This is a genomic window from Pseudomonas sp. MPB23, assembly GCF_046605395.1.
Classification (GTDB): domain Bacteria; phylum Pseudomonadota; class Gammaproteobacteria; order Pseudomonadales; family Pseudomonadaceae; genus Aquipseudomonas.
The window spans coordinates 3,373,034-3,396,963 of record NZ_CP176771.1; the positions used below are offsets into that span (position 1 = coordinate 3,373,034).

Here is a 23,930-nt window from a genome sequence, read left to right on the forward strand (position 1 = left end):
GTGGCTGGCCCACCGCCATCGGGAGCAAGCCCCCTCCCACATTGGATTGGGTTTACAGCCCAGGACCTGGGCAGGTGCTACATGAAGTGCCGGGTATTGAAGATGCTGCTGCTCAAACACTTCTAACGCATAATCGCATCAAAACTGTGGGAGCAAGCCCCACATTGGATTGGGTTTACAGCCAAGGACCTGGGCAGGTGCTACATGAAGTGCCGGGTATTGAAGATGCTGCTGCTCAAACACTTCTAACGCATAACCGCATCAAAACTGTGGGAGCAAGCCCCACATTGGATTGGGTTTACAGCCCAGGATCTGGGCAGGTGCTGCATGAAGTGCCGGGTATTGAAGATGCTCCTGCTCAAACACTTCTAAAGCACAACTGCATCAAAACTGTGGGAGCAAGCCCCACATTGGATTGGGTTTACAGCCCAGGACCTGGGCAGGTGCTGCATGAAGTGCCGGGTATTGAAGATGCTCCTGCTCAAACACTTCTAAAGCACAACCGCATCAAAACTGTGGGAGCAAGCCCCACATTGGATTGGGTTTACAGCCCAGGACCTGGGCAGGTGCTGCATGAAGTGCCGGGTATTGAAGATGCTGCTGCTCAAACACTTCTAACGCATAACCGCATCAAAACTGTGGGAGCAAGCCCCACATTGGATTGGGTTTACAGCCCAGGACCTGGGCAGGTGCTGCATGAAGTGCCGGGTATTGAAGATGCTCCTGCTCAAACACTTCTAACGCACAACCGCATCAAAACTGTGGGAGCAGCCCCACATTGGATTGGGTTTACAGCCCAGGACCTGGGCAGGTGCTGCATGAAGTGCCGGGTATTGAAGATGCTGCTGCTCAAACACTTCTAACGCACAACCGCATCAAAACTGTGGGAGCAGCCCCACATTGGATTGGGTTTACAGCCCAGGACCTGGGCAGGTGCTGCATGAAGTGCCAGGTATTGAAGATGCTCCTGCTCAAACACTTCTAACGCATAACCGCATCAAAACTGTGGGAGCAAGCCCCACATTGGATTGGGTTTACAGCCCAGGATCTGGGCAGGTGCTGCATGAAGTGCCGGGTATTGAAGATGCTGCTGCTCAAACACTTCTAACGCATAACCGCATCAAAACTGTGGGAGCAAGCCCCCTCCCACATTGGATTGGGTTTACAGCCCAGGATCTGGGCAGGTGCTGCATGAAGTGCCGGGTATTGAAGATGCTGCTGCTCAAACACTTCTAACGCATAACCGCATCAAAACTGTGGGAGCAAGCCCCCTCCCACATTGGATTGGGTTTACAGCCCAGGATCTGGGCAGGTGCTGCATGAAGTGCCGGGTATTGAAGATGCTCCTGCTCAAACACTTCTAAAGCACAACCGCATCAAAACTGTGGGAGCAAGCCCCCTCCCACATTGGATTGGGTTTACAGCCCAGGATCTGGGCAGGTGCTACATGAAGTGCCGGGTATTGAAGATGCTGCTGCTCAAACACTTCTAAAGCACAACCGCATCAAAACTGTGGGAGGGGGCTTGCTCCCGATGGCGGTGGATCAGTTACGAATGCTGTGACTGACACTCCGCCATCGGGAGCAAGCCCCTCCCACATGTGGCCAGGGATCAATTGTGGCCTCGACATGGCAAGATGAACGCCTCTCAGGTTTACTAACGCCTGAGTAACGGAACCGCCGACCTTGCGTGTCGGTTCATCAAGGTCACTGAATGGACAAATACACCCCCCGCACCTGGCAGCCTCACGAGCGCCCGGCGCTTCCGGGTTCGCCGTCGACGCCGCTGCATCCCACCCACAAACGCTGGCTCTTCGCCCTGGTCGGTGTGCTCGTCGCGATCACCGGCGGCCTGGGCAATTCGCTGGTGATCGCCAACCTGCAATACCTGCAAGGCGTCCTCGGCGCGACCACGGCGGAAATGGCCTGGCTGCCCGCCGCCTATGTGATGACCAACGTCTGCATGAACCTGCTGCTGGTCAAGTTCCGCCAACAGTTCGGCCTGCGGGCGTTTACCGAGGTGTTCCTGGTGCTGTATGCGCTGGTGACCTTCGGCCACTTGTTCGTCAACGACCTCAATTCGGCCATTGCCGTGCGGGCCGCTCACGGCATGGTCGGTGCGGCGCTCAGTTCCCTGGGTTTGTACTACATGATCCAGGCGTTCCCCGCCAAGTGGCGCTTGAAGGCGCTGGTACTGGGCCTGGGCACCGCGCAGCTGGCCTTGCCGCTGGCGCGGCTGTTCTCCGAAGACCTGCTGCAAATCGCCGAATGGCGCGGCTTGTACCTGTTTGAATTGGGCTTGGCGCTGATCTGCCTGGGTTGTGTGTTCCTGCTCAAGCTACCGCCGGGCGACCGCTTCAAGACCTTTGAAGCACTCGACTTCCTCACCTTCGCTATCCTCTCCAGCGGCGTGGCGCTGCTCTGCGCGGTGCTGTCGTTGGGGCGTATCGACTGGTGGCTGGAAGCACCGTGGATCGGCGTGGCGTCGGCCTGTTCCCTGGTACTGATCATGACTGGCCTGGCCATCGAGCATAACCGCGCCAACCCGCTGCTGATGACCCGTTGGCTGGGCAGCGGCGCCATGATTCGCCTGGCGCTGGCGGTGATCCTGATTCGCATGGTGCTGTCGGAGCAGTCCACCGGCGCGGTGGGGTTCATGCAGATGCTGAACATGAGCTACGAGCAGATGCACACGTTGTATGTGGTAATGCTGGCGGGGGCGCTCGCCGGATTGGCGGTCAGTGCGTTGACGATCAACCCGGCGCACCTGCTGATGCCGCTGGTCATCTCCCTGGCGCTGATGGCCGTGGGCTCGGTGATGGACAGTTTTTCCAGCAACCTGACCCGCCCGCAGAACCTGTACATCAGCCAGTTCCTGCTGGGGTTTGGCGGCACGTTTTTCCTTGGGCCGACCATGGTGCTGGGCACCAAAAACGTGCTGACCAACCCGCGCAACCTGGTGAGTTTTTCGGTGATGTTCGGCATCTGCCAGAACCTCGGCGGCCTGATCGGCGCGGCGTTGCTCGGCACCTTCCAGGTGATGCGCGAAAAGTTTCACTCGAGCATGATCGTCGAACACCTGACCTTGCTCGACCCGCGTGTGGCCGCGCGAGTGCAAAGCGGCGGCTCGGCCTATGGCGGCATCGTCGCCGACCCCGATCTGCGCAACCTCATGGGCATTCGCAGTCTCGCCACGGCGGCGACCCGCGAGGCGAATGTCATGGCCTATAACGATGTGTTCATGCTGATCGCGATCATCGCGATGCTGACCATGCTCTGGATCTTTACCCGCAGTCTGTGGCTGATCAGCACCACCAAGCCGGCAGCCACTTCCGTTCAACCCAGCGGCACTTCTCAATGACCGAACCAACGACCACCTCGACCACCACCAACGCGATCGCCGCCACCCCGGAAGGCGCCCTGCCGCCGGGGGCGACGGTCACCGAACCGCGCTCCCTGGGGGTGCGCATCCTCTCGTCCCTGGGCTTTGCCGCGATTGCCATCGTCGGCGTGTCGATCGTGCTGTATGCCTGGCAATTGCCGCCGTTCAGCAGCGCGGTGGAAACCACCGAGAACGCCCTGGTGCGCGGCCAGGTGACGGTCATCGGCCCGCAGCTCAGCGGCTATGTGTTCGAGGTGCCGGTGCAGGACTTCCAGTACGTCAAGACCGGCGACCTGCTGGTGCGCCTGGATGACCGCATCTACAAGCAGCATCTGGATCAGGCTCTGGCGCAACTGGCGGTACAGAAGGCCGCGCTGGCCAATGTGGTACAGCAACGCAACAGCGCCGAAGCGACGATCAAACTGCGCCAGGCCGCCGTGGTGGACAGCCAGGCCCAGGCGCGCAAAAGCACCGCCGACCTGCGCCGCAATGAAGAACTGATCAGCGACGGTTCGGTGTCCCGGCGCGAGCTGGACGTGACCCGCGCCGCCAATGCCCAGACCATCGCTGCCGTGGCCCAGGCCCAGGCCAGTCTGGACATCGCGCGGCAGGACCTGCAGACGGTGATCGTCAATCGCGGTTCCCTGGAAGCGGCGGTGGCCAGTACCGAGGCCGCGGTGGAACTGGCCCGCATCGACCTGTCCAACACCCGCATCACCGCGCCGCGCGACGGCCAGTTGGGGCAAATCGGCGTGCGCCTGGGCGCCTACGTCAACTCCGGTGCGCAGTTGATGGCGTTGGTGCCGAAGCAACTGTGGGTGATCGCCAATATGAAAGAAACCCAGATGGACAACGTGCAGGTGGGGCAACCGGTGACGTTCACCGTGGACGCGCTCAACCACCGCAGATTTCGCGGCACGGTCGAGCATATTTCCCCGGCGACCGGCTCGGAGTTCAGCCTGTTGCAGGCGGACAACGCCACCGGCAACTTCGTGAAGATCGCCCAGCGCGTGCCGGTGCGGATCACGGTTGAGCCGGATCAGATCGACAGCGAACGCTTGCGGCCGGGGTTGTCGGTGGTCGTCAGCATCGACACCGCCGGGCGCCTGAAAAACTCCCCACCCTGAGCCGGCTCCTACAGGGGGGGGTATTTCAGGGTGAAGTCGAGGTGGGTGGACTGGTGTCGTTCCAGCAGTTTCAGGCCCGGCCTGCCCGGTCGGCAACTTGGCCCCATCGCTCAGCCACACCTGCGAAGCCTGCTGCCAGGCCGAGCCGTGAATCGGCAGCGGGTCGGTGAGGCTGTTGGGCGCGAGGGCCAGCCAGCCGTCGGGGCGAGGGTGAGGCGGGTCAGGGGGGCTTGCAGCTCAATCAGCATCACAGCACCAACCCTGGCAGCCACAGCGACAAGGCCGGAATGTACGTCACCGCCATCAGCACCAGGAACAGCACCGCATAGAACGGCAGCAACGCCTTCACGGTTTTCTCGATGCTCACCTTGCCCACCGCCGCGCCCACGAACAGCACCGCGCCCACCGGCGGGGTGATCAAACCGATGCCCAGGTTAACCAGCATGATCATGCCGAAGTGCACCGGGTCGACGCCGATACCCAGCACCACCGGCAGCAGGATCGGCGTGAGGATCAGAATCAGCGGCGCCATGTCCATCACCGTGCCGAGCAACAGCAGCATGGCGTTGATGCACATCAGGATCACGTAGCGGTTGTCCGACAGGGTCAGGAACAGCGTGGTGATCTTCGCCGGGATCTGCATCAGCGTCATGATGTAGCCGAAGCTGGCGGCGAAGGCGATCAGGATCATCACGATGGAAATCGTGCGCACCGTGCGGTGCATCAGCTTGGGCAGCTCGCTCCATGTGTAGTCGCGGTAGATGAACATGGTCACGAAGAACGCCCACAGCACGGCAATCGCGGCGGACTCGGTGGCGGTGAAAATGCCCGAGAGGATGCCGCCGAGGATGATCACCATGGCCATCAGGCCCCACAGCGCGTCGGCGCAGATTTTCAGCGCTTGCTTGAGCGGGATGACTTCGCCCTTGGGGTAGTCGCGCTTCTTCGCGAAGATCAGGCACAGCACCATCAGGCACGCGCTCATCAGCAGGCCCGGAACCACGCCGGCCATGAACAGCGAGGCGATGGACACCGTGCCGCCAGCCGCCAGGGAATAGAGCACCGAGTTGTGGCTGGGCGGGGTCAGCAGGGCCTGCACCGAGCCGCTGATGGTCACCGCCGTGGCGAACTCGCGCGGGTAGCCACGGCGTTCCATTTCCGGGATCAGCACCGAACCCACCGACGCCGTGTCGGCCACCGACGAGCCGGAGATCGCGCCGAAAAACGTCGAGGCCATGATGTTCACCAGCGACAAGCCGCCGCGCACAAAGCCCACCAGCACCCCGGCAAACGCCACCAGGCGCCGCGACATGCCGCCCTCGGCCATGATCGCGCCGGCCAGCACGAAGAACGGAATCGCCATCAGCGAAAACTTGTTCACCCCGCCGGCCACCTGAATCATCAGGGCCTGGAACGGAATGTCGATCCACCACGCGCCTATCAGCGCCGACATCCCCAGGGCATAGGCCACCGGCATGCCGATCAGGATCAAGGCGATAAAACTGCCCAACAGTATCAATGCGTCCATATCAGGCAGCCCCTTCGCTTTCTTCAACCAAATCGAAGCGCACCACGCGCCGGTGGCTCTGGTCGCCCAGCAGGAGTTTTTCCACCACGAACACCAGGGTCAGCAGCCCGCCGATGGGGATAGGCATATAGGTGATGCCCACGCGCAGGGTGGGGATCGCACTCATGAACTGGTTCCAGGTGGACAGGCACAACTTGGTGCCCCAGATCGCCATGAACAGGCAGATGGTGCCCATCAGCAGTTGCGAGAGGATGCCGACGGCCTGGCGTTGGCGCGGCGGCAGGCGGTCGGTGACCATGGCCACCGACATGTGCGCGCCGGCGCGGTAACTGGCGGCGGCGCCGATAAAAGTGAACACCAGCATCAGCAGGATGGCGGTGGGCTCCGGCCAGCTTGCGCCGGTGCCGAGGATGTAGCGGGCGAAGATGCCCCAGGGAATGATCAGCGCGACCCCGAGGACCGAGAGGCCGGCGACCCAGATGCAGGTCATGTACAGGCGGTCGTTGATGCGCAGCAGTAGATTCTTCATGGCGTTCACCGTAACCGGGCGCGTCGAGGCCGACCGCGCCGGGCCTTGCTAGGGAAGGAGGGCGTTACTGCACGGCGTCGATGCGCGCGATGATGTCGGCGTAAGGCGCGCCGTACTTGGCGCGAACCGCGGCGGTGGCGTCATAGAAGGGCTTTTTGTCGACGCTGATGAACTCCACGCCGGCGGCCTTGAGCTTGGCTTCGCTGCTGGTGGACTTGGCGTCCCACAGCACGCGTTCATCGGCCTGGGCGGCCTTGGCGGCGTTTTTCACCATGACCTGTTGCGCCGGGGTGAGCTTGTTCCAGGTGATCTTCGACATCACGATGGGCTCGGGCAGGATCAGGTGTTCGGTGAGGGTGTAGTACTTGGCGTTCTGGAAGTGGTTGTGTTCGAGCAAGGTCGGCGGGTTGTTTTCCGCGCCGTCGATGACCCCGGTCTGCAAGGCGCTGAAGATCTCGCCGGTGTCCATGGCGATGCCGTTGGCGCCCATGGCGTTGAAGGCGTCGATGAACAGCGGGTTGCCCTGCACGCGAATCTTCATGCCCTTGAGGTCGGCGAGGCTGCGCACCGGTTTCTTGGTGTAGAGGTTGCGCGTGCCGCCGTCCATCCAGGCCAGGGCCACCAGGCCGAATTCGGAGTCGGTGATCTTGGCGAGGATCTCGTCGCCGATCTCGCCGTCGATGACCATGCGCATGTGCGCCTGGTCGCGGAACACGAACGGCAGGTTGAACACGTTCACGTCCGGCACCACGGGCCCGACGATGCCGAGGCTGACGCGGGTCATCTGCACCGCGCCGACCTGGGCCTGTTCGACCACTTCTTTTTCGGAACCCAGCACACCGCCGGGGAAGTACTTGAAGGTCAGTTCGCCGTTGCTCGCTTGGGTCAGGGCCTTGCCCATGTTTTCTTCGGCGACGACGGTGGGGTAGCCGGCGGGGTGAACGTCGGCGAATTTGATTTCCAGCGCGTGGGCGGCGCTGCTGAGGGTGGCGACGAGGGGGAATACAGCAACGGCGAGCAAGGTGCGTTTGAAGTCCATGGGGTGTGTCTCCTGTCTTGTTATTTTTGTATTCAAGGCACAGCGATGCAGCTAGAGGATGAAGCAGGGTTCGGGCAGTCCCTGGACGCCGGGGTCGAGGGCGAACACGCCGCCGGACAGTGACTGTTCGCTCTGATCGTCACGGATCGAGGTGACGAACAGGGTGTCCAGGCGACTGCCGCCGAAGGCGCACATGGTGGGTTTTTTCACCGGCACGCGCAGGGAGCGGTCCAGGCGACCTTCGGGGGTGAAGCGGTGGATCAGGCCGGCGTCGTTGGCGCAGATCCAATAGCAGCCGTCGACATCCACCGCCGCGCCATCGGGGCGACCGGGGTACTGGTGCATGTCGACGAACACCCGGCGATTGGACGGCAAGCCGGTGTCGGTGTCGTAGTCGAAGGCCCAGATTTGCTGGACCTGCGGGTGCGAATCCGAGGCGTACATCGTGCGGCCATCGGGGCTGAAGGCCAGGCCGTTGAGGGTGATAAACCCGTCCAACTGGGCATGGGGGGCACGGCCCGATGCATAGCGATAAAGAATGCCGGCGGCGGCGTTCGCGCCCATGTCCAGCACCATGCTGCCCGCCCAGAAGCGGCCCTGGCGATCGCAACGTCCGTCGTTCAGGCGCATGTCCGGGCGCGGGTGCTCGACGCTCGCCAGGGGCGTGGTGTCGAGGCTGCCATCGTTGTGTGGGGTGAGTTGGAAGAAGCCGGTTTCCAGGCCGGCGACCCAGTTGCCCGCATCGGTGCGGGCCATGCAGGCGAGCATCTGCGGGGCTTTCCAGGCGGCGATATGCCCGGTGGCGGCGTTCCAGCGTTGCAGGCCGCCGTTGGGAATATCCACCCAGTACAGGGCGTTTTCCTCGGGCACCCACACCGGGCATTCGCCCACGGCGTTGCGCGCATCGACAATCAAGTGTGCAGTCATGGCCACTCATTCCCTTGGGTTGGTCTGGCGTCAGTCACCGAACGGCCCCGCGACGCAGAACGCCCCGCCCTGATAGACCTTGGCCGGATCGTCGGCAGCCACCGGTGGCTGGGCCTCGACCTGGGCGCGGAACACTTCGGAGCTGTCCTTGGGGGCAAAGCCCAGGTGCGCGGCGTAGCGGTTGTCCCACCAGGTGTCGAGGTTGGCCGACATGCCGTAGACCACGGTGTGGCCGACGTTCGGCGTGTACAGCGCGCGTTCGAGCAGTTGGGTGAGGTCGTCGAAACTCAGCCAGGTGTGCATCATCCGACGGTTCTGCGGCTCGGGGAACGACGAGCCGATGCGGATGCTCACGGTCTCGATGCCATAGCGGTCGAAGTAGAAACTGGCCATGTCTTCGCCGTAGGACTTGGACAGGCCGTAGTAGCTGTCCGGGCGACGCAGGGAGTGGGCGTCGAGTTGTTCGCCCTGTTTGTAGAAACCGATGACATGGTTGGAACTGGCGAAAATCACGCGCTTGACCCCATGACGGCGGGCGGCCTCATAGAGATGGAACGTGCCGCTGATATTGGCCCCGAGCACTTCCTCGAACGAGCGCTCCACCGACACACCGCCAAAATGCAGGATGGCATCGACGCCTTCCACCAAGTGGTGCACGGCTTGTTTGTCGGCCAGGTCGCAGGGATGCACTTCTTCATGGGCGGCGGCGGGGGCCATGGCGGCGATATCCGACAGGCGCAGCACCTGGGCGTAAGGGCGCAGGCGTTCGCGCAGGACTTTGCCCAGGCCGCCAGCGGCACCGGTGAGGAGGAGGCGGTTGAAGGGCGCTGGGGTAGTGATGGTCATCTGGATTCCAGTTTTGTTGTAGGTTGTCGTATGACTGCATCGAAGTATTGTCAGGGCGTCTCCGCTTGTCAATGTGGGAGGAGGCTTGCTCCCACAATGGATGTGCACGGGTTTTAGATCTTTAAAGCAACGAAATCGGATAGCTGATGAAGATGCGGTTTTCGTCGAACTCGTTGTTGCTGAAATCCCGCCGCATGGTCGAGTTGCGCCATTTCACGTTGAGGTTCTTCAGCGCACCGCTCTGCACCGTGTAGGCCAGTTCCGATTCGCGGCCCCATTCCTTGCCGTCGGTGATCGCGCCGGTGTGCACGTTACTGCCGCTGATATAGCGGTTCATCATCGTCAGCCCAGGAACCCCGAGCACCACGAAGTTGAAGTCGTGGCGCACCTGCCAGGATTTTTCCCTGGCGTTGTCGTAGCTGGCGTTGTAGCTGTCGTTGGCCAGGGTACCGCCGCTGGTGCCGTTGACGCGCATCCACGCGCTGTCGCCGCTGAGTTTCTGCAGGCCCACGTAGAAGGTGTGGCCCTGGTATTTGGCCGAGAGCAGGGCGAACGCGGTTTTGTTGTCCAGGTCGCCGGCCAGGGCGCTGCCGTCTTCCTTGCCGTTGAAGAACCCGAGATTGGCGCCCAGGGTCCAGTCGCCCACCGGCTGGCTGTGGGTCAGGTTGACGTACTGTTGCTGGTAGATATCGCTCAGTTCGGCGTACCACAGGCCGACCTGGGTGCGTTTGTCGTTGAAGCTGTATTCACCGCCGCCGAAATTGAAGCGGTCCGAGGTGAACGCGGCTTTGCCGTTCATGAACATGTCTTCCATGCTCGCGTCGTTGCGCGGGCTGTTACCGCGAAACTGCCCGCCGTAGAGGGTCAGGCCGGCGATTTCGTTGGAAGTGACCTGGCCGCCGCGAAAGGTCTGGGGCAGGGAGCGGCCGTCGTCGGAGCGCAGGATCGGCAGCACCGGCATCCATTCGCCCACCTTCAATTCGGTCTTCGACAGCTTGGTCTTCAATGCCACACCGAGGCGGCCGAAGTTGTCGGCCGGGCGGCCGTCATCGTGGATCGGCAGCAGTTGGGTGCCGCCGGTGCCTTTGCCGCCGTCGAGCTTTTGCGAGTACAGCCCCAGCACGTCAATCCCGAAACCCAGCGTGCCTTGGGTGTAGCCGGACTTGGCGTCGAGGATGAAGCTCTGCGTCCACTCTTCGGCCTTGCCCTGGGCATTGGTCGGGTTGGTGAAATTGCGATTGAAGTAAGCATTGCGCAGGTTGAGCGTGGCCTTGGCGTCGTCGACGAACCCTTCGGCCTGGGTGGCCAGCGGCAGGGTGAGGGCCAGACTGCCGAGGCTGAGAAGGCTCAGGCGCGAGGAGGCATTGCGGGCGGATTGACTCACAGTGAAGCTCCCTTTTTTGTTGTTTTTATTGTTTGTTATACGTTGTCGTACAACATTGGAGCGGATATTTGCGAGGTTTTAGTCGCTTGTCAATCAGAAGTTATACGATGACTGGCCGTGAGCGGACGCTTCTACCAGGGGGTTAAGCGCTGAGCATGGGGGGCAGGGTGCCTAGCAGGGAGACGGCGGCTACTGCTGAAACACCTAGTAACCATTCCAGCATCACGCTGGCTTTCAGGCTGCTCAGATGTTGCTCGCAGCGATCCAGGCGTAGGCGGTTCAACAGGGCCAGGGCCAGCATGCCCAGCACCAGCATCACCTTGATCAACAGAATCAACGCAAACCCATTGAACAACGGCGTGGGCCACCACTGCCCGGTCAGCACGCGCACGTTGATCAACCCGGTCACCAGCAAGCCGGCGACCAGGGCATAACCCACGCCGCTGAAACGCCTGAGGATCGGTGTCAATGCAGGGCGATCCGACTGGCGCAGGATCAGCACCAGCAGCAACAAACCTCCCAGCCACGCGCCCACGCACAGCAGGTGCACCACCTGGTTGAGGATCAGCAATTGCCCGCTGAGCCCATCGAGCATGGCGCCATGGCCGACCGGCGCCAGGGTCGCCAGCAGCACGGTGATCAACGCCAGGCGCGGGGCCTTCCAGCCTGTCATCAGGACGACCACCAGCAACCCATTCACCAGCAGGTGCGAGGTCCACACCTGGCCGAAGAAGGTCTTGCCCAGCACCAACCCCATGGTCGACACGTCCCACGCCGCAGACCATGAGCCGGCCATGCTGGCGGTGATCAACACCAACCAGGCCAAGCCGGAACCCAGCCCCAGCCAGGCCAGTGCGCGGGTGATGCGCAGTAAGCGCCGGTCCAGCGCCGGCTGCGGTTCAGCGCCGAGCAGCCAGGGCCTGAACACACAGGCGCCGAACATCAGCAGCACGACGATGAAATGCAGGAAGCGGCACAGCACCAGCAGGGTTGTCATGGATTATCGGCCCGTCGCCAGGGGTTTACGGATCATCATGTTGCGATAGCCGCCAATGATTAGGGGCGGGCAGTGTACGAAGTTTCTTCTGTGCCTGTCGCCCCGATCTAGAGCGGTGGTAGTCTTTGGGCCATGTCTTTGTCAGGGAGCCCTTATGGGCAATCACAAGAGCGGAATTCGTCGAGTCAACGTGGAAAAAATCCTGCTGGCGGCGGAGAAAATTTTCGCCGAGAAGGGGTATGGCAGCACCGCCATGGCCGACATCGCCGAAGAAGTGCAACTGCCGCGCTCCAACCTGCATTACTACTTCACCACCAAGAGCGAGCTGTACAGCGCGGTGCTGTTCGACCTGCTGGAAGTGTGGAAGCAGGACGCCCTGAGCTTCGAGACCTTCGATGATCCACGGGTGGTGCTCAGCAGCTACATCCGCGCCAAGATGCAACGCTCGCGCACGCGGCCCTATGGCTCGAAAGTCTGGGCCAACGAAATCATCCACGGCGCGCCGACGCTCGGTGAGGCGCTGGATGAAAGCCTGTACGACTGGGCCAAGATGAAAGAAGCGAAAATTCGCCAGTGGGTGGAGGACAAACGCATCCTGCCGGTGGAGCCGTCGAGCCTGCTGTACATGATCTGGGCCTCGACCCAGCACTACGCCGACTTCGATCACCAGGTGAAGATCCTGAATGATCACCAGCCGTTGTCGGACATGCAGTTCGAGAGGGCGATTCAGACGGTGACCGGGGTGATTTTGCGCGGGATTGGCTTGGAGCCTTGAGGGGGGGCGGAGGGCGCCATCGGGAGCAAGCCCCCTCCCACAATGGCCTCATTCCAATTGGATAAATGCGGCCAAGTGTGGGAGGGGGCTTGCCCCCGATAGCGCTCTAAAGACCTACACCGCCTCCCGATACGGATTGCGCGGATCCTGGGTCCAGTTCAAAAACGGCTTGCCGGTGTCCACCGTCACCATCTCGATGCAATCGGCCACCGGGCAGGTGATCTGGCACAGGTTGCAGCCCACGCACTCATCGTCGATCACCTCGTATTTATGTGTGCCATCCGCCTGTTTCAAACTGGCAATCGCCTGGTGCGAGGTGTCTTCACAGGCAATATGGCAACGCCCACAGCCAATACAGGCGGCCTGGTCGATCTTGGCGATGACCTGGTAGTTGATGTCCAGGTACTTCCAATCCGTGGTATTGCCCACCGCGCGCCCGGAAAAATCCTGCAGGCTGGTGTAACCCTGACTGTCCATCCACCGCGACAGTCCGTCCTTCATCTCTTCGACGATGCGAAACCCGTGCAGCATCGCTGCCGTGCACACTTGCACCGCACCACAGCCGAGGGCGACGAATTCCGCCGCGTCGCGCCAGTTGCCGATGCCGCCGATGCCGCAGATCGGCAGGCCGTGGGTCTGCGGGTCGCGGGCGATTTCGGCGACCATGTTCAGCGCAATCGGCTTGACCGCCGAGCCGCAATAACCGCCATGGGTGCTTTGGGTGCCGACGGTCGGCAGGGCGACCATGCGCTCCAGGTCGACGCTGGTGATGGAGTTGATGGTGTTGATCAGCGACACCGCATCCGCCCCACCGCGATACGCCGCGCGCGCGGCCACGCGGATGTCGGTGATGTTCGGCGTGAGCTTGACGATCACCGGCAGCGAGCTGTACGTCTTGCACCAGCGCGTCACCTGTTCCACATACTCCGGCACCTGGCCGACCGCTGCGCCCATGCCGCGTTCGGGCATGCCGTGGGGGCAGCCGAAGTTCAGCTCGATACCGTCGCAGCCGGTGGCTTCCACCAGGGGCAGGATGTTTTTCCAGGATGCTTCAACGCACGGCACCATCAGCGACACGATCAGCGCGCGGTCGGGCCAGTCCTTTTTGACCTGGGTGATTTCCCGCAGGTTGATCTCCAGGGAACGGTCGGTGATCAGCTCGATATTGTTGATGCCCAGCACTTCGCGGTTGGCGCCGTAGTGCGCCGAGTAGCGTGACGACACGTTGACCGCCGCCGGGTCTTCACCCAGGGTTTTCCAGACCACGCCGCCCCAGCCGGCTTCAAAGGCGCGGACCACGTTGTAGGCCTTGTCGGTGGGCGGTGCGGAGGCCAGCCAGAACGGATTGGGGGCTTTGATACCGGCGAAGACAATCGAGAGATCGGCCATTACGCAGCCTCCACGTTGAGCATGAGTTGGGCGTGCATGGCTTCGGCGGCCAGCTTGCCGTGTTGCACCGCCTGGACGGTGAGGTCCTGGCCGAGACTGACGCAATCGCCGCCGGCATACACGCCGGGGATGCTGGTGCGCAGGTGTTCGTCGACGAAAATCCGCTCACCCACGCGTTGCAGTTGCTGAGCCAGCGGGTCGTGCAGTGCGGCGTTGTCGAAGCCTTGGCCGATGGCCTTGAAGATCGCATCGGCGGCCAGTTCGAAGGTTTCGCCGGTGGGGTGCAGACGGCCGTTGTGCATGCGCGTGCGCAGGAACCGCATGCCGCGCACATGGCCCTGGTCGTCGAGCAGGACCTCTTCGGGTTGGGCCCAGGTCAGCAGGCGTACCTGATTGGCCTTGGCGATGTCCTGCTCATGGCCGGTGGCGCCCATGTCGGCCAGCCCACGGCGGTAGACGAGGTTCACCTCGCGGGCGCCGAGGCGGGCCATTTGCACGGCCATGTCGATGGCGGTATTGCCGGCGCCGAGCACGATGCAGCGGTCGGCCAGCGGCAGTTGGGTGAGGTCGTCGGTCTGGCGCAGTTCGCGGATATAGTCGGTGGCGGCGAGCAGGCCGGGGGCGTCCTCGTGGGGCAGGCCCAGTTGCTTGCTGGCGGCCAGGCCAAGGCCGAGGAACACCGCATCGAAGTGCTGATGCAGTTCGCTGAGGCTGAGGTTGTCGCCCAGGCGCTGGCCGTGACGGATCTCGATGCCGCCGATCTGCAGCAGGAACTCGAGCTCCTTCTGTGCGAAGTCATCCACCAGCTTGTACTTGGCGATCCCGTATTCGTTCAGGCCGCCGGCTTTTTCCCGTGCTTCGAAGATCACCACGTCGTGGCCGTGCAGGGCGGCGCGATGGGCGCAAGCCAGGCCCGCAGGCCCGGCGCCGACCACCGCGATGCGTTTGCCGGTGGCGGCCGCGCGCTGGAACGGGTGTTCGCTGAAGTGCGCGTTGTCGATGGCGTAGCGTTGCAACAGGCCGATCAGCACCGGGGCGCATTCTTCGGCGTTGTTCCGCACACAGGCCTGCTGGCACAGGATCTCGGTGGGGCAGACGCGGGCGCAGCTACCGCCGAGGATGTTGGCCGAGAGAATTTTTTGCGCGGCGCCTTGCACGTTGTCGGTGTGGATATTGCGGATGAACGACGGGATGTCGATTTCGCTGGGGCACGCATTCACGCACGGCGCGTCGTAGCAATACAGGCAGCGCGAGGCTTCCAATTGGGCCTGGCGCGCGTTGAGGGGCGGCGCCAGGTCGGTGAAATGGCTGGCGAGGGTCGGCCCATCTTCATGGGGATGGGGGAGGTGGGTCAGGGTCTGGATCACGGTGTTGGCCTCACGATGTTTTTTCGGATTGCCTCTGGCGGGCATTTTTTGTTGCCTGTGCTGGCCTTATCGGGGGCAAGCCCCCTCCCACACTTGAATGGTGTGAACCCGATCAAAGGTGGGGCTTGCTCCCGATAAGCGATGTCAGCGGTTGACGGCAACGGGCTTGGAACGCTCGGCCCGCTTGCTCAACTGCTCGAACACCGACGGATACGCCGGCCGTTCCACATAGCGCCCGGCCCCGCGTTCGGCGCGCAGGTCGCCGTCGGCCCAGACCAGCTTGCCCTGGCTGATGGTGTGGCTCGGCACGCCGCGCACGGTCTTGCCTTCGAAGATGTTGAAGTCGACGTTCTGGTGGTGGGTCTTGGCGGAGATCGTGCGGGTGCCTTGCGGATCCCACAGCACCAGGTCGGCATCGGCACCGACGCGGATCGCGCCTTTGCGTGGGTAGAGGTTGAAGATCTTCGCAGTGTTGGTGGAGGTCAGCGCGACGAAGGCCTGCATCGACAGGCGCCCGGTATTCACCCCTTCGTCCCACAGCAGCGCCATGCGGTCCTCGATGCCGGCGGTGCCGTTGGGGATCTTGCTGAAGTCGTCACGGCCGGCGGCTTTCTGCTCGGCGCAGAAGCAGCAATGGTCGGTGGCGGTGGTGTGCAGGTTGCCGGATTGCAGGCCATGCCACAGCGCCTCTTGATGCCCGCGCGGGCGGAACGGCGGGCTCATCACATAGCCGGCGGCGGTCTGCCAGTCGGGGTGGCGGTAGACGCTGTCGTCCAGCAGCAGGTGGCCGGCGAGGACTTCACCGTACACCGCCTGGCCCTTGCCACGGGCGTAGGTGATTTCATCCAGCGCCTCTTTGGTCGAGACGTGCACCAGGTACAGCGGCGTGCCGATGGTCTCGGCGATGCGGATCGCACGGCTGGCCGCTTCGCCCTCGACTTGAGAGGGGCGCGACAGCGGATGGGCTTCCGGCCCGGTGATGCCCTGGGCCATCAGCTTGCGTTGCAGGTGATACACCAGTTCGCCGTTTTCCGCGTGCACGGTGGGCACTGCGCCCAGTTCCAGGCAGCGTTCGAAGCTCGCGACCAGGGTGTCGTCGGCCGCCATGATCGCGTTCTTGTAGGCCATGAAGTGCTTGAAGCTGTTGATGCCGTGGTGGCTGACCAGCTCGGCCATGTCCTCGCGCACCTGCTCGCTCCACCAGGTGATCGCCACGTGAAAACCGTAGTCGGCCGCCGATTTTTCCGCCCAGCCGCGCCACTGGTGGAACGCTTCGAGCAAGGACTGCTGCGGATTGGGAATCACAAAATCGATGATCGACGTGGTACCGCCAGCCAGACCGGCCGCGGTGCCGCTGAAGAAATCTTCACTGGCCACGGTGCCCATGAAGGGCAATTGCATATGGGTATGCGGGTCGATGCCGCCGGGCATCAGGTACTGGCCGCTGCCGTCGAGTATTTCAGTGCCGGCGGGAATATCCAGGTCCGTGCCAATGGCGCGAATCAGACCGCCTGCGCATAAAACATCGGCGCGGTAAGTTTCATCATGGGTGATTACGGTGGCGCCACGGATCAACAGTGACATGTCGAGTTCCTCACAGGGCTTGACCGGCTTGTGCCAGTTCTAAGTGTTTTAATTCGGTTCACTGCAGGCTCAAATAAAACCTGTCATCGGTGACAGGAATAGAAACTAGCCCGAGTTTTTAGATTGGGCAAGGATATTTTTTATAAGCTTATATCTCATTTAACTTATTGATTTATATGAATAAAAAATCAAAATCACCAAAATGTAGCGGCCACTCACCATTTTGACGCACTTGACAGGTTTGCAAATTGAGCAACATTTCTTATTGCAAATCAGACGCTTGAGACATGCCGCTTGACGCCGGCAGGAAATAAAAATAATTGTGCTGCACCAGATTGAGTCCTGACGCTTCGGACAACTTCCACGTTATGTAGCCTGCGTCACGCGGCAAGTATCCAGGGTTCAATCGGAAAACTGATTAACATCAGCAAGTTATATAAGCGGTGTGGGTTCAAGGGTGGTTGTCGGCACGGTTATTGAGTGCAGTGGCGGCTGGCCGGACCCGTGATGTCATGTTGTTTACGAGGTACTCCGGCCACCTGCATCGACCTGGCAGGTGAGCAACAACAATTTAAAAAAAACCGTGGAGCGGCCATGCAACAGAACAGATCGCAAGTCATTGAACGCAACGGGCTGTACGAACTCGACGCCGGCCCCGACGTCCTCGACAGCCCTCGCTACAACCACGACATGGCACCGACCAAGGTGCACGAACGCACCTGGAACAAGTGGCACATCACCGCACTGTGGGTCGGCATGTCGATCTGCGTGCCCACCTACACGCTGGGCGGGGTGCTCACCGCGTACTTCGGGTTGTCGGTGGGCGAGGCGCTGATGGCGATCCTCCTGGCCAATATCGTGGTGCTGATCCCGCTGACCCTCAACGCCTTCCCCGGTACCAAGTACGGCATTCCGTTCCCGGTGTTGCTGCGTTCGTCGTTCGGCATCCTCGGCTCCAACGTGCCGTGCCTGATCCGCGCGCTGGTGGCCTGTGGCTGGTTCGGCATCCAGACCATGTTCGGCGGGTTGGCGATTCACCTGTTTCTCGGCTCGATTTTCGAGGGCTGGAAATCCCTGGGCGGCACCGGTGAAGTGATCGGCTTCATGATCTTCTGGACGCTCAACCTGTGGGTGGTGCTGCGCGGTGCCGAGTCGATCAAGCGCCTGGAAACCCTGTCGGCACCGCTGCTGGTGGCGGTGGGCATCGGCCTGCTGGTGTGGGCGATGCCGAACGTGTCCCTCAGCGAGTTGATGGCGATCCCGCCCAAACGCCCCGAAGGCGCGAGCCTGACCGGGTACTTCATGGCCGGCCTGACCGCGATGGTGGGCTTCTGGGCCACCTTGTCACTGAACATTCCCGACTTCAGCCGCTACGCCAAAAGCCAGAAGGACCAGATTCTCGGGCAGATCTTCGGCCTGCCGCTGACCATGTTCCTGTTCGCCGCTCTCGGCGTGATCATGACCGCCGCGTCGGTAAAACTGGTGGGCGTCAGCGTGTCCGACCCGGTGACGCTGATCGGGCATATACAGAGCCCGGTGTGGGTCGCGGTGGCCATGGCGTTGATCATCGTCGCCACCTTGTCCACCAACACCGCGGCGAACATCGTCTCGCCCACCAATGACTTCCAGAACATCGCCCCCAAGCTGATCAACCGCACCACGGCGGTGATTCTCACCGGCTTGGTGGGGCTGGTGTTGATGGGCCACGAACTGCTGAAAAAGCTCGGGCTGATCGTTTCCGATGTGAGCCTGGAGACGGTGTATTCCAACTGGTTGCTCGGTTATTCCAGCCTGCTCGGGCCGATCGCCGGGATCATGGTGGTGGACTACTTCATCACCCGTAAACAGCGCCTGGACCTGGCCGGTTTGTACCGTGACGACGTGTACCCGGCGTGGAACTGGAGCGGTTTCGTCGCCTTTGGCGTGCCGGTGGTGCTGACCTTGCTGTCGCTGGGCAGCGATGCGTTCAGCTGGTTCTACAGCTATGGCTGGTTTACCGGTTCGGCGTTGGGTGGCGTGTTGTATTACGGCCTCAATGCCACGCGCAGACCCCAGGCACTGACACTGAACACCCCCTCATAACCGCGTTGGCGCCTACGCCAATGCCCGGACGTACCTAAGAAACAGCCTGAGGAGAACCCCATGAACGCTGCCCTCGACGTTCTGCAATCGACCCATCCGCACGTCAACCGCGACCGCCTGTGGCAGTCGCTGATGGAACTGGCCACACTCGGCGCCACCGCCAAGGGCGGCGTGTGCCGCCTGGCCCTCACTGACCTCGACCGCAAGGCCCGCGACCTGTTCGTGCAGTGGTGCGAAGACGCCGGCTGCACCGTGACCATCGACGGTATCGGCAACATCTTCGCCCGCCGTCCCGGACGCAATCCCGACCTGCCGCCGGTGATGACCGGCAGCCATATCGACACCCAGCCCACCGGCGGCAAGTTCGACGGCTGCTTCGGCGTGCTGGCGGGGGTGGAAGTGCTGCGCACCCTCAATGACCTCAAGGTGGAAACCGAGGCGCCGCTGGAAGTGGTGGTGTGGACCAACGAGGAAGGCTCGCGCTTTCCGCCGTGCATGATGGGCTCGGGGGTGTTTGCCGAGAAATTCACCCTGGCCGACACCTTGGCCAAGGTCGATGCCGATGGGATCAGCGTCGGCGAAGCGCTGAATGCGATCGGTTATGCCGGTACGCGGCCTGAGAGTGGACACAAGGTCGGCGCGTATTTCGAGGCGCATATCGAACAAGGGCCGATTCTTGAGGACGAGAAGAAAACCATCGGCGTGGTGCTCGGCGCCCTCGGGCAAAAATGGTTCGACCTGAAACTGCATGGTGTCGAAGCCCACGCCGGACCGACCCCGATGCACTTGCGCAAGGACGCCCTGGTCGGTGCGGCGGCCGTGGTGGCGGCGGTGAATGCCGCCGCGTTGGGGCACCAACCCCATGCGTGCGGCACCGTCGGTTGCCTGCAGGCGTACCCCGGTTCACGCAACGTCATCCCCGGCGAAGTGCGCATGACCCTGGACTTCCGTCATCTGGAACCGGCGCGCTTGGATTCGATGATCGCTCAGGTGCGCCAGGTGATTGACGAGACCTGCGCCAAGCATGGGTTGAGTTATGAAATGGAACCCACCGCCGACTTCCCGCCGCTGTACTTCGACAAAGGCTGCGTGGACGCCGTACGCGATGCGGCGAATGGCTTGGGCTTGTCGAACATGGACATCGTCAGCGGCGCCGGGCACGACGCGATCTTCCTCGCCGAACTCGGCCCGGCGGGGATGATCTTCGTCCCGTGCGAAGGTGGCATCAGCCACAACGAAATCGAGAACGCCGCACCGGATGATTTGGCGGCGGGGTGTGCGGTGCTGTTGCGGGCGATGCTAGCCGCATCGGCCGCCATCGCCAGCGGCCAACTCGCCGCCTGAATCTCTGACCCAAAACCAATGTGGGAGGGGGCTCGCTCCCACAGTTGAACGGTGTCTATATCCAAATCGCATCCCACAACGGGTAATCGCCGATCCGGCTAACCAACCCCGCACGTAATGGATTAGCCACCACATACCTGGCCATTTTCACCAGGTCCTCCTCCTTGCGCAGCGCCCGGTCATGAAAACTGGTTTGCCAAAGCCGGCCTTTGCGTCCGCTCGCGCCGTTGACGGTCCGTGTACTTTTGGACTTCACCTGGCACATCAGGTCAGCCAGCGAGCCTTTTTGCAGTTCTAGCATCCAGTGAAAGTGGTCCGGCATGATCACCCACGCCAGGGAGTTCGCCAGCCCTTGGTACTGGGCTGCCCGCAACTGCCGGACAACCAGGCGACCGAGGTGGAAGTCGCTGAATATCGGTACGCGTTCGTGGGTGTTGGTGGTGATGAGATAGATGCGGTTCGGCTCGCTGAATCGACCGATACGCAGGCGATGTGAAGCGGGTAAATCAGGCATTCCTTGGCCTCTCTCTGGGGGTGTCTTGAGAGGCTAGATGGGGATGCCACAGGTTGAGAGGCAGGCTTTTGGCAGGATGTGTCTGGACGGACGCTATCGGGAGCAAGCCCCCTCCCACATTGGATCTGCGGCATTCATACAATCCATGTCGGCCCCCAAACCCGTGTGAGAGGGGGCTTGCTCCCGATAGCAATTTTTCAGCCAATACCTATGTGACTGATCCACCACCATCAGCAGCAAACTCACTCCCCCAGAGAATCTGCGGCATGCAGACAGTGCCTGTCTGACCCAGGATCAGTGTGGGGGCTTGCTCCCGATGGCGGTGCGTCAGTCGGTGCATTCGGTACTGATCCACCACTAATCGGGAGCAAGCCCCCTCCCACACTGGATTCATGTGTGGGGCATTTCTCAGCAAGACCGAACCGGCGTTGCGCCGCGCATTGGACACCGAGCTAAAGCCACCACAGACCCCTGTGAGAGGGGGCTTGCCCTTACAACCAGCCGGAGCTGACGGCGACGATCAGGAATACCCCCAGCAGCGCGCGGTAGATCACGAACGGCCAGGTGGAGAACCGCTCCAGGAACTTCATCAGGCCCCAGATCGCAAAGAATGCCGAGACACTCGCCACCACCAGGCCAAACAGCAGATGGGGCCAGGCATGGGCGGGCATGTCCGCGTGCAGCAGCACCCACAGCTCTTTCAGGCCGGCGAGGGCGATGGCCGGCAGGCCCAGCAGGAAGGAAAAACGCGCGGCCTCTTCGCGTTTGAAGTTGAGGAACAGCGCCGCCGTCAGTGTCGAACCGGAGCGCGACACGCCCGGAATCAGGGCGCCAATCTGCGCAACCCCGACGATCAACGCATCGCGCAGGCGCATCTGGCCCATGTCCCGGGTATGCCGGGCGCGCAACTCGGCCGCCGCCAACAGCACCGCCATCACCACGCAGGAAATGCCGATCACCATCAGCCCGCGCAACGGCGAGTTGCAGGCGTTCAGGGTCGAAGACAAGACCAGGCCGGCGATGCCGATCGGCACGGTCGCCAGCACAATCGCCACCGCCAGCTTGAACCACTGATTGTCGTAGTCGCCCTGGCGCACCGCGCCGATGCTGCCGCTGACCACCTGGCGCACATCGCGCCAGAAGTAACTGACCACCGCCGCCAGCGCCGCCAACTGCATCGCCGCCGAAAACGCCGAGCCCGGGTCCTGCCAGCCGAGCAGGGCGGGGACCACGCGCATGTGGGCAGTGGACGACACCGGCAACAGCTCGGTAATGCCCTGGATCACCCCCAGAATGAAGATCTGCAGGTAGTCCAGGGAAGCGAAGCCTACATCCAGGCCGGCGGTACAGACGTTGGTCACGGTGCGTGTCCTTGAAAAAGAGGCGAACCGGCGAAGTCTATGCGAAATGTTTCGGCGTTTTGGCCCTGGTAGCCACTATCCGCAATCGGTTCAGCAACCAGAAAGGTTGGGGCGTCCATTGGCTTGTGCGGCACTTTTGTGAACAATGGCGCCCTGCATTTTTTGACCGAGAATTCCATGCCTGAAACCACCGTCGAACTGATCCAGACCGGCCCGGAGCACGCCGAACTGATCCGCAATCTCTACCAGTACTACGCCTATGAGTCGTCGGACTGGGAGCAGGAAGATGTCGAGGCCGACGGGCGCTTCTACATCCATGACGAGCACCTGAACCGTTACTGGCACGACCCGCAGTGGAGCGCCAACCTGCTGCTGGTCGATGGCTATATCGCCGGGTTCCTGCTGATCGAAGGCAGTGAGTTACCGGGCATCGACGCCCTGGAGCTGGCCGACCTGTTTATCCTCAAGCGCTACCGCCGCAAAGGCATCGGCAGCGCCATCGCCACCCAGGTGTTGTGCAGCGGCGAGGCCAATTGGCTGGTGCGGTTCTACGACCAGGACGAAGTGTCCCAGGCGTTCTGGCGCAGGGTGCTGGATAACCTGCCGCGCCCGGTGAACACCATCGAGCTGGACGACGAGCCGCAATTGGTGAGTTACCTGATCACGCGGGCGGCGCTGCACTAAGCGTTGCGGTCGCCGAAAAACGCCTGCTGCATGGCCTGCGGCGGCTGGCCGAAGGCGCGCAGAAACGCCTGGCGCATGCGCTCGCGATCGCCGAAGCCGGTTTCGCGGGCCACCACTTCCACCGGATGGCGACTGGTTTCCATCATCGCCCGTGCGGCTTCCACCCGCAGTGACTCGATAGCCTTGGCCGGGGTTTGCCCGGTTTCTTCACGAAACACCCGGCTGAACTGGCGCGGACTCAACCGCGCCACATCGGCCAGGGCGTCCACCGACAGGTCGTGGGTCAGGTTCTCGCGGGCATAGGCCAGGGCCAGTTGCACGCGGTCGGACTTGGGGTCCAGCTCCAGCAGGGCCGATAGCTGCGACTGTTCGCTGCCGCGGCGCTGGGCGATCACCAGCTTGCGCGCGATGCGCCGGGCGAGGTCGCTGCCCAGGTCGTTCTCCACCATGGCCAGCGCCAGATCGACCCCGGCGCTCATGCCGGCGCCGGTCCAGATCTGGCCGTCGACGATGAACAGCTTGTCGTCTTCCAGCGCGATATCCGGGTAACGCTTGCGAAACGCCGGGGCGTGAATCCAATGGGTGGTAGCGCGCTTGCCGGCCAATAAACCTGCCTCGGCCAATACGAAAATACCGGTGCACAGCGAGGCGATCCGCCGCGATTGCGCCGAGGCCGCCTTGACCAACGCCAGCAGGTTGGCTTCCGGCAGGCGAAATTCCAGGTAGCCGCTGACGATCAGCGTGTCATAGCCCTGGGCGCGGATCGGCGTGGTGTTCACCGAAAAACCCTGGGACGTCATCACCGCGCCGCCGTTCTCCGACACCAGGTGAAACTCGTAGGCCGGCTCTCCGCGCAGCAGGTTCGCGCACTCGAACACCGAGCCCAGGCTGAGGCTCAGGGATTGAAAGTTCGGGTAAACCATCAGCGCAACGCTGTGCATCGTCTGTCTCCGGGGCGTGGGGGAGGGGATTGTCGGCGGCTGCCGGGAAAACGGCAACCGACTTCATGGCGTGTCCGGAATCCTTGCGCATATGACATTGTGGGCATCAGTCCCGGCTCCTAACATTCACG

Annotated in this window: 21 protein-coding genes and 1 pseudogene; 8 read left to right on the plus strand and 14 right to left on the minus strand. The window is 62.2% G+C overall.

The features are described 5' to 3' along the window. The first annotated feature begins 74 nt into the window (after positions 1-74). The 4 genes from ACLH0J_RS15680 (at position 75) to ACLH0J_RS15695 (ending at position 4,508) form a co-directional block, all read left to right on the plus strand. Complete coding sequence (locus ACLH0J_RS15680) at positions 75-863, plus strand: hypothetical protein (RefSeq protein WP_411392714.1); 789 nt, start codon at positions 75-77, stop codon at positions 861-863. Between the two features lie 70 nt (positions 864-933). Then, complete coding sequence (locus tag ACLH0J_RS15685) at positions 934-1,236, plus strand: hypothetical protein (RefSeq protein WP_411392715.1); 303 nt, start codon at positions 934-936, stop codon at positions 1,234-1,236. Between the two features lie 477 nt (positions 1,237-1,713). Next, complete coding sequence (locus tag ACLH0J_RS15690) at positions 1,714-3,360, plus strand: MFS transporter (protein ID WP_411392716.1); 1,647 nt, start codon at positions 1,714-1,716, stop codon at positions 3,358-3,360. After that, positions 3,357-4,508, plus strand: coding sequence for an HlyD family secretion protein (locus ACLH0J_RS15695; protein ID WP_411392717.1), 1,152 nt, complete (start codon positions 3,357-3,359; stop codon positions 4,506-4,508). Before ACLH0J_RS15690 ends, ACLH0J_RS15695 begins: the two co-directional genes overlap by 4 nt. Positions 4,509-4,625: 117 nt before the next feature. On the opposite strand, the pseudogene ACLH0J_RS15700 reads toward ACLH0J_RS15695, so the two are convergent. From ACLH0J_RS15700 to copD, 8 genes and pseudogenes are all read right to left on the minus strand, one after another. Then, positions 4,626-4,712: pseudogene (locus ACLH0J_RS15700) on the minus strand (aldose 1-epimerase); the annotation flags it as partial. Positions 4,713-4,755: 43 nt separating this feature from the next. Then, a complete protein-coding gene (locus tag ACLH0J_RS15705; RefSeq protein WP_411392718.1) occupies positions 4,756-6,036 on the minus strand; it encodes a TRAP transporter large permease in 1,281 nt (426 codons plus the stop codon). A 1-nt stretch (position 6,037) separates the two neighbouring features. Next, the gene (locus ACLH0J_RS15710) at positions 6,038-6,565 is read right to left on the minus strand and encodes a TRAP transporter small permease (RefSeq protein WP_411392719.1); all 528 of its coding nucleotides are present in this window, start codon (positions 6,563-6,565) and stop codon (positions 6,038-6,040) included. 64 nt (positions 6,566-6,629) lie between these two features. Then, positions 6,630-7,604, minus strand: a complete 975-nt coding sequence (locus ACLH0J_RS15715) for a TRAP transporter substrate-binding protein (RefSeq protein WP_411392720.1) — start codon at positions 7,602-7,604, stop codon at positions 6,630-6,632. A gap of 51 nt (positions 7,605-7,655) precedes the next feature. Then, a complete protein-coding gene (locus ACLH0J_RS15720; RefSeq protein ID WP_411392721.1) occupies positions 7,656-8,531 on the minus strand; it encodes an SMP-30/gluconolactonase/LRE family protein in 876 nt (291 codons plus the stop codon). Positions 8,532-8,561: 30 nt separating this feature from the next. After that, positions 8,562-9,377, minus strand: a complete 816-nt coding sequence (locus ACLH0J_RS15725; RefSeq protein WP_411392722.1) for an NAD-dependent epimerase/dehydratase family protein — start codon at positions 9,375-9,377, stop codon at positions 8,562-8,564. Positions 9,378-9,498: 121 nt separating this feature from the next. Next, positions 9,499-10,761, minus strand: coding sequence for an OprD family porin (locus ACLH0J_RS15730; protein WP_411392723.1), 1,263 nt, complete (start codon positions 10,759-10,761; stop codon positions 9,499-9,501). 142 nt (positions 10,762-10,903) lie between these two features. After that, positions 10,904-11,758, minus strand: a complete 855-nt coding sequence (gene copD / locus ACLH0J_RS15735; protein WP_411392724.1) for a copper homeostasis membrane protein CopD — start codon at positions 11,756-11,758, stop codon at positions 10,904-10,906. A gap of 154 nt (positions 11,759-11,912) precedes the next feature. Here copD and ACLH0J_RS15740 point away from each other — a divergent pair, with 154 nt between their 5' ends. After that, positions 11,913-12,533, plus strand: a complete 621-nt coding sequence (locus ACLH0J_RS15740; RefSeq protein WP_411392725.1) for a TetR/AcrR family transcriptional regulator — start codon at positions 11,913-11,915, stop codon at positions 12,531-12,533. A 114-nt stretch (positions 12,534-12,647) separates the two neighbouring features. Here ACLH0J_RS15740 and preA read toward each other — a convergent pair whose 3' ends face one another. The 3 genes from preA to hydA form a co-directional block, all read right to left on the minus strand. Continuing rightward, complete coding sequence (gene preA / locus ACLH0J_RS15745) at positions 12,648-13,922, minus strand: NAD-dependent dihydropyrimidine dehydrogenase subunit PreA (RefSeq protein ID WP_411392726.1); 1,275 nt, start codon at positions 13,920-13,922, stop codon at positions 12,648-12,650. Further along, a complete protein-coding gene (locus tag ACLH0J_RS15750) occupies positions 13,922-15,289 on the minus strand; it encodes an NAD(P)-dependent oxidoreductase (RefSeq protein ID WP_411392836.1) in 1,368 nt (455 codons plus the stop codon). Before ACLH0J_RS15750 ends, preA begins: the two co-directional genes overlap by 1 nt. A gap of 144 nt (positions 15,290-15,433) precedes the next feature. Next, complete coding sequence (gene hydA / locus ACLH0J_RS15755) at positions 15,434-16,873, minus strand: dihydropyrimidinase (RefSeq protein WP_411392727.1); 1,440 nt, start codon at positions 16,871-16,873, stop codon at positions 15,434-15,436. A gap of 594 nt (positions 16,874-17,467) precedes the next feature. On the opposite strand from hydA, the gene ACLH0J_RS15760 reads away from it, so the two are divergent. Both ACLH0J_RS15760 and ACLH0J_RS15765 read left to right on the plus strand, forming a co-directional pair. Beyond that, positions 17,468-18,955 carry an NCS1 family nucleobase:cation symporter-1 gene (locus ACLH0J_RS15760; RefSeq protein WP_411392728.1) on the plus strand — a complete coding sequence of 496 codons (1,488 nt, stop codon included), beginning with the start codon at positions 17,468-17,470 and terminating at the stop codon, positions 18,953-18,955. 60 nt (positions 18,956-19,015) lie between these two features. Further along, the gene (locus ACLH0J_RS15765; protein WP_411392729.1) at positions 19,016-20,299 is read left to right on the plus strand and encodes a Zn-dependent hydrolase; all 1,284 of its coding nucleotides are present in this window, start codon (positions 19,016-19,018) and stop codon (positions 20,297-20,299) included. A 55-nt stretch (positions 20,300-20,354) separates the two neighbouring features. Here the strand turns inward: ACLH0J_RS15765 and ACLH0J_RS15770 are convergent, their stop codons facing one another. Both ACLH0J_RS15770 and ACLH0J_RS15775 read right to left on the minus strand, forming a co-directional pair. After that, the gene (locus ACLH0J_RS15770) at positions 20,355-20,813 is read right to left on the minus strand and encodes an REP-associated tyrosine transposase (protein ID WP_262050296.1); all 459 of its coding nucleotides are present in this window, start codon (positions 20,811-20,813) and stop codon (positions 20,355-20,357) included. Between the two features lie 491 nt (positions 20,814-21,304). Then, positions 21,305-22,174 carry an undecaprenyl-diphosphate phosphatase gene (locus tag ACLH0J_RS15775; RefSeq protein WP_411392730.1) on the minus strand — a complete coding sequence of 290 codons (870 nt, stop codon included), beginning with the start codon at positions 22,172-22,174 and terminating at the stop codon, positions 21,305-21,307. A 177-nt stretch (positions 22,175-22,351) separates the two neighbouring features. Between ACLH0J_RS15775 and ACLH0J_RS15780 the strand changes: the two genes are divergently transcribed. After that, the gene (locus tag ACLH0J_RS15780; protein ID WP_411392731.1) at positions 22,352-22,858 is read left to right on the plus strand and encodes a GNAT family N-acetyltransferase; all 507 of its coding nucleotides are present in this window, start codon (positions 22,352-22,354) and stop codon (positions 22,856-22,858) included. Here ACLH0J_RS15780 and ACLH0J_RS15785 read toward each other — a convergent pair. Beyond that, positions 22,855-23,799, minus strand: a complete 945-nt coding sequence (locus tag ACLH0J_RS15785; RefSeq protein WP_411392732.1) for a GlxA family transcriptional regulator — start codon at positions 23,797-23,799, stop codon at positions 22,855-22,857. The two genes, ACLH0J_RS15780 and ACLH0J_RS15785, sit on opposite strands and share 4 nt — an antisense overlap. Positions 23,800-23,930: the final 131 nt, after the last annotated feature.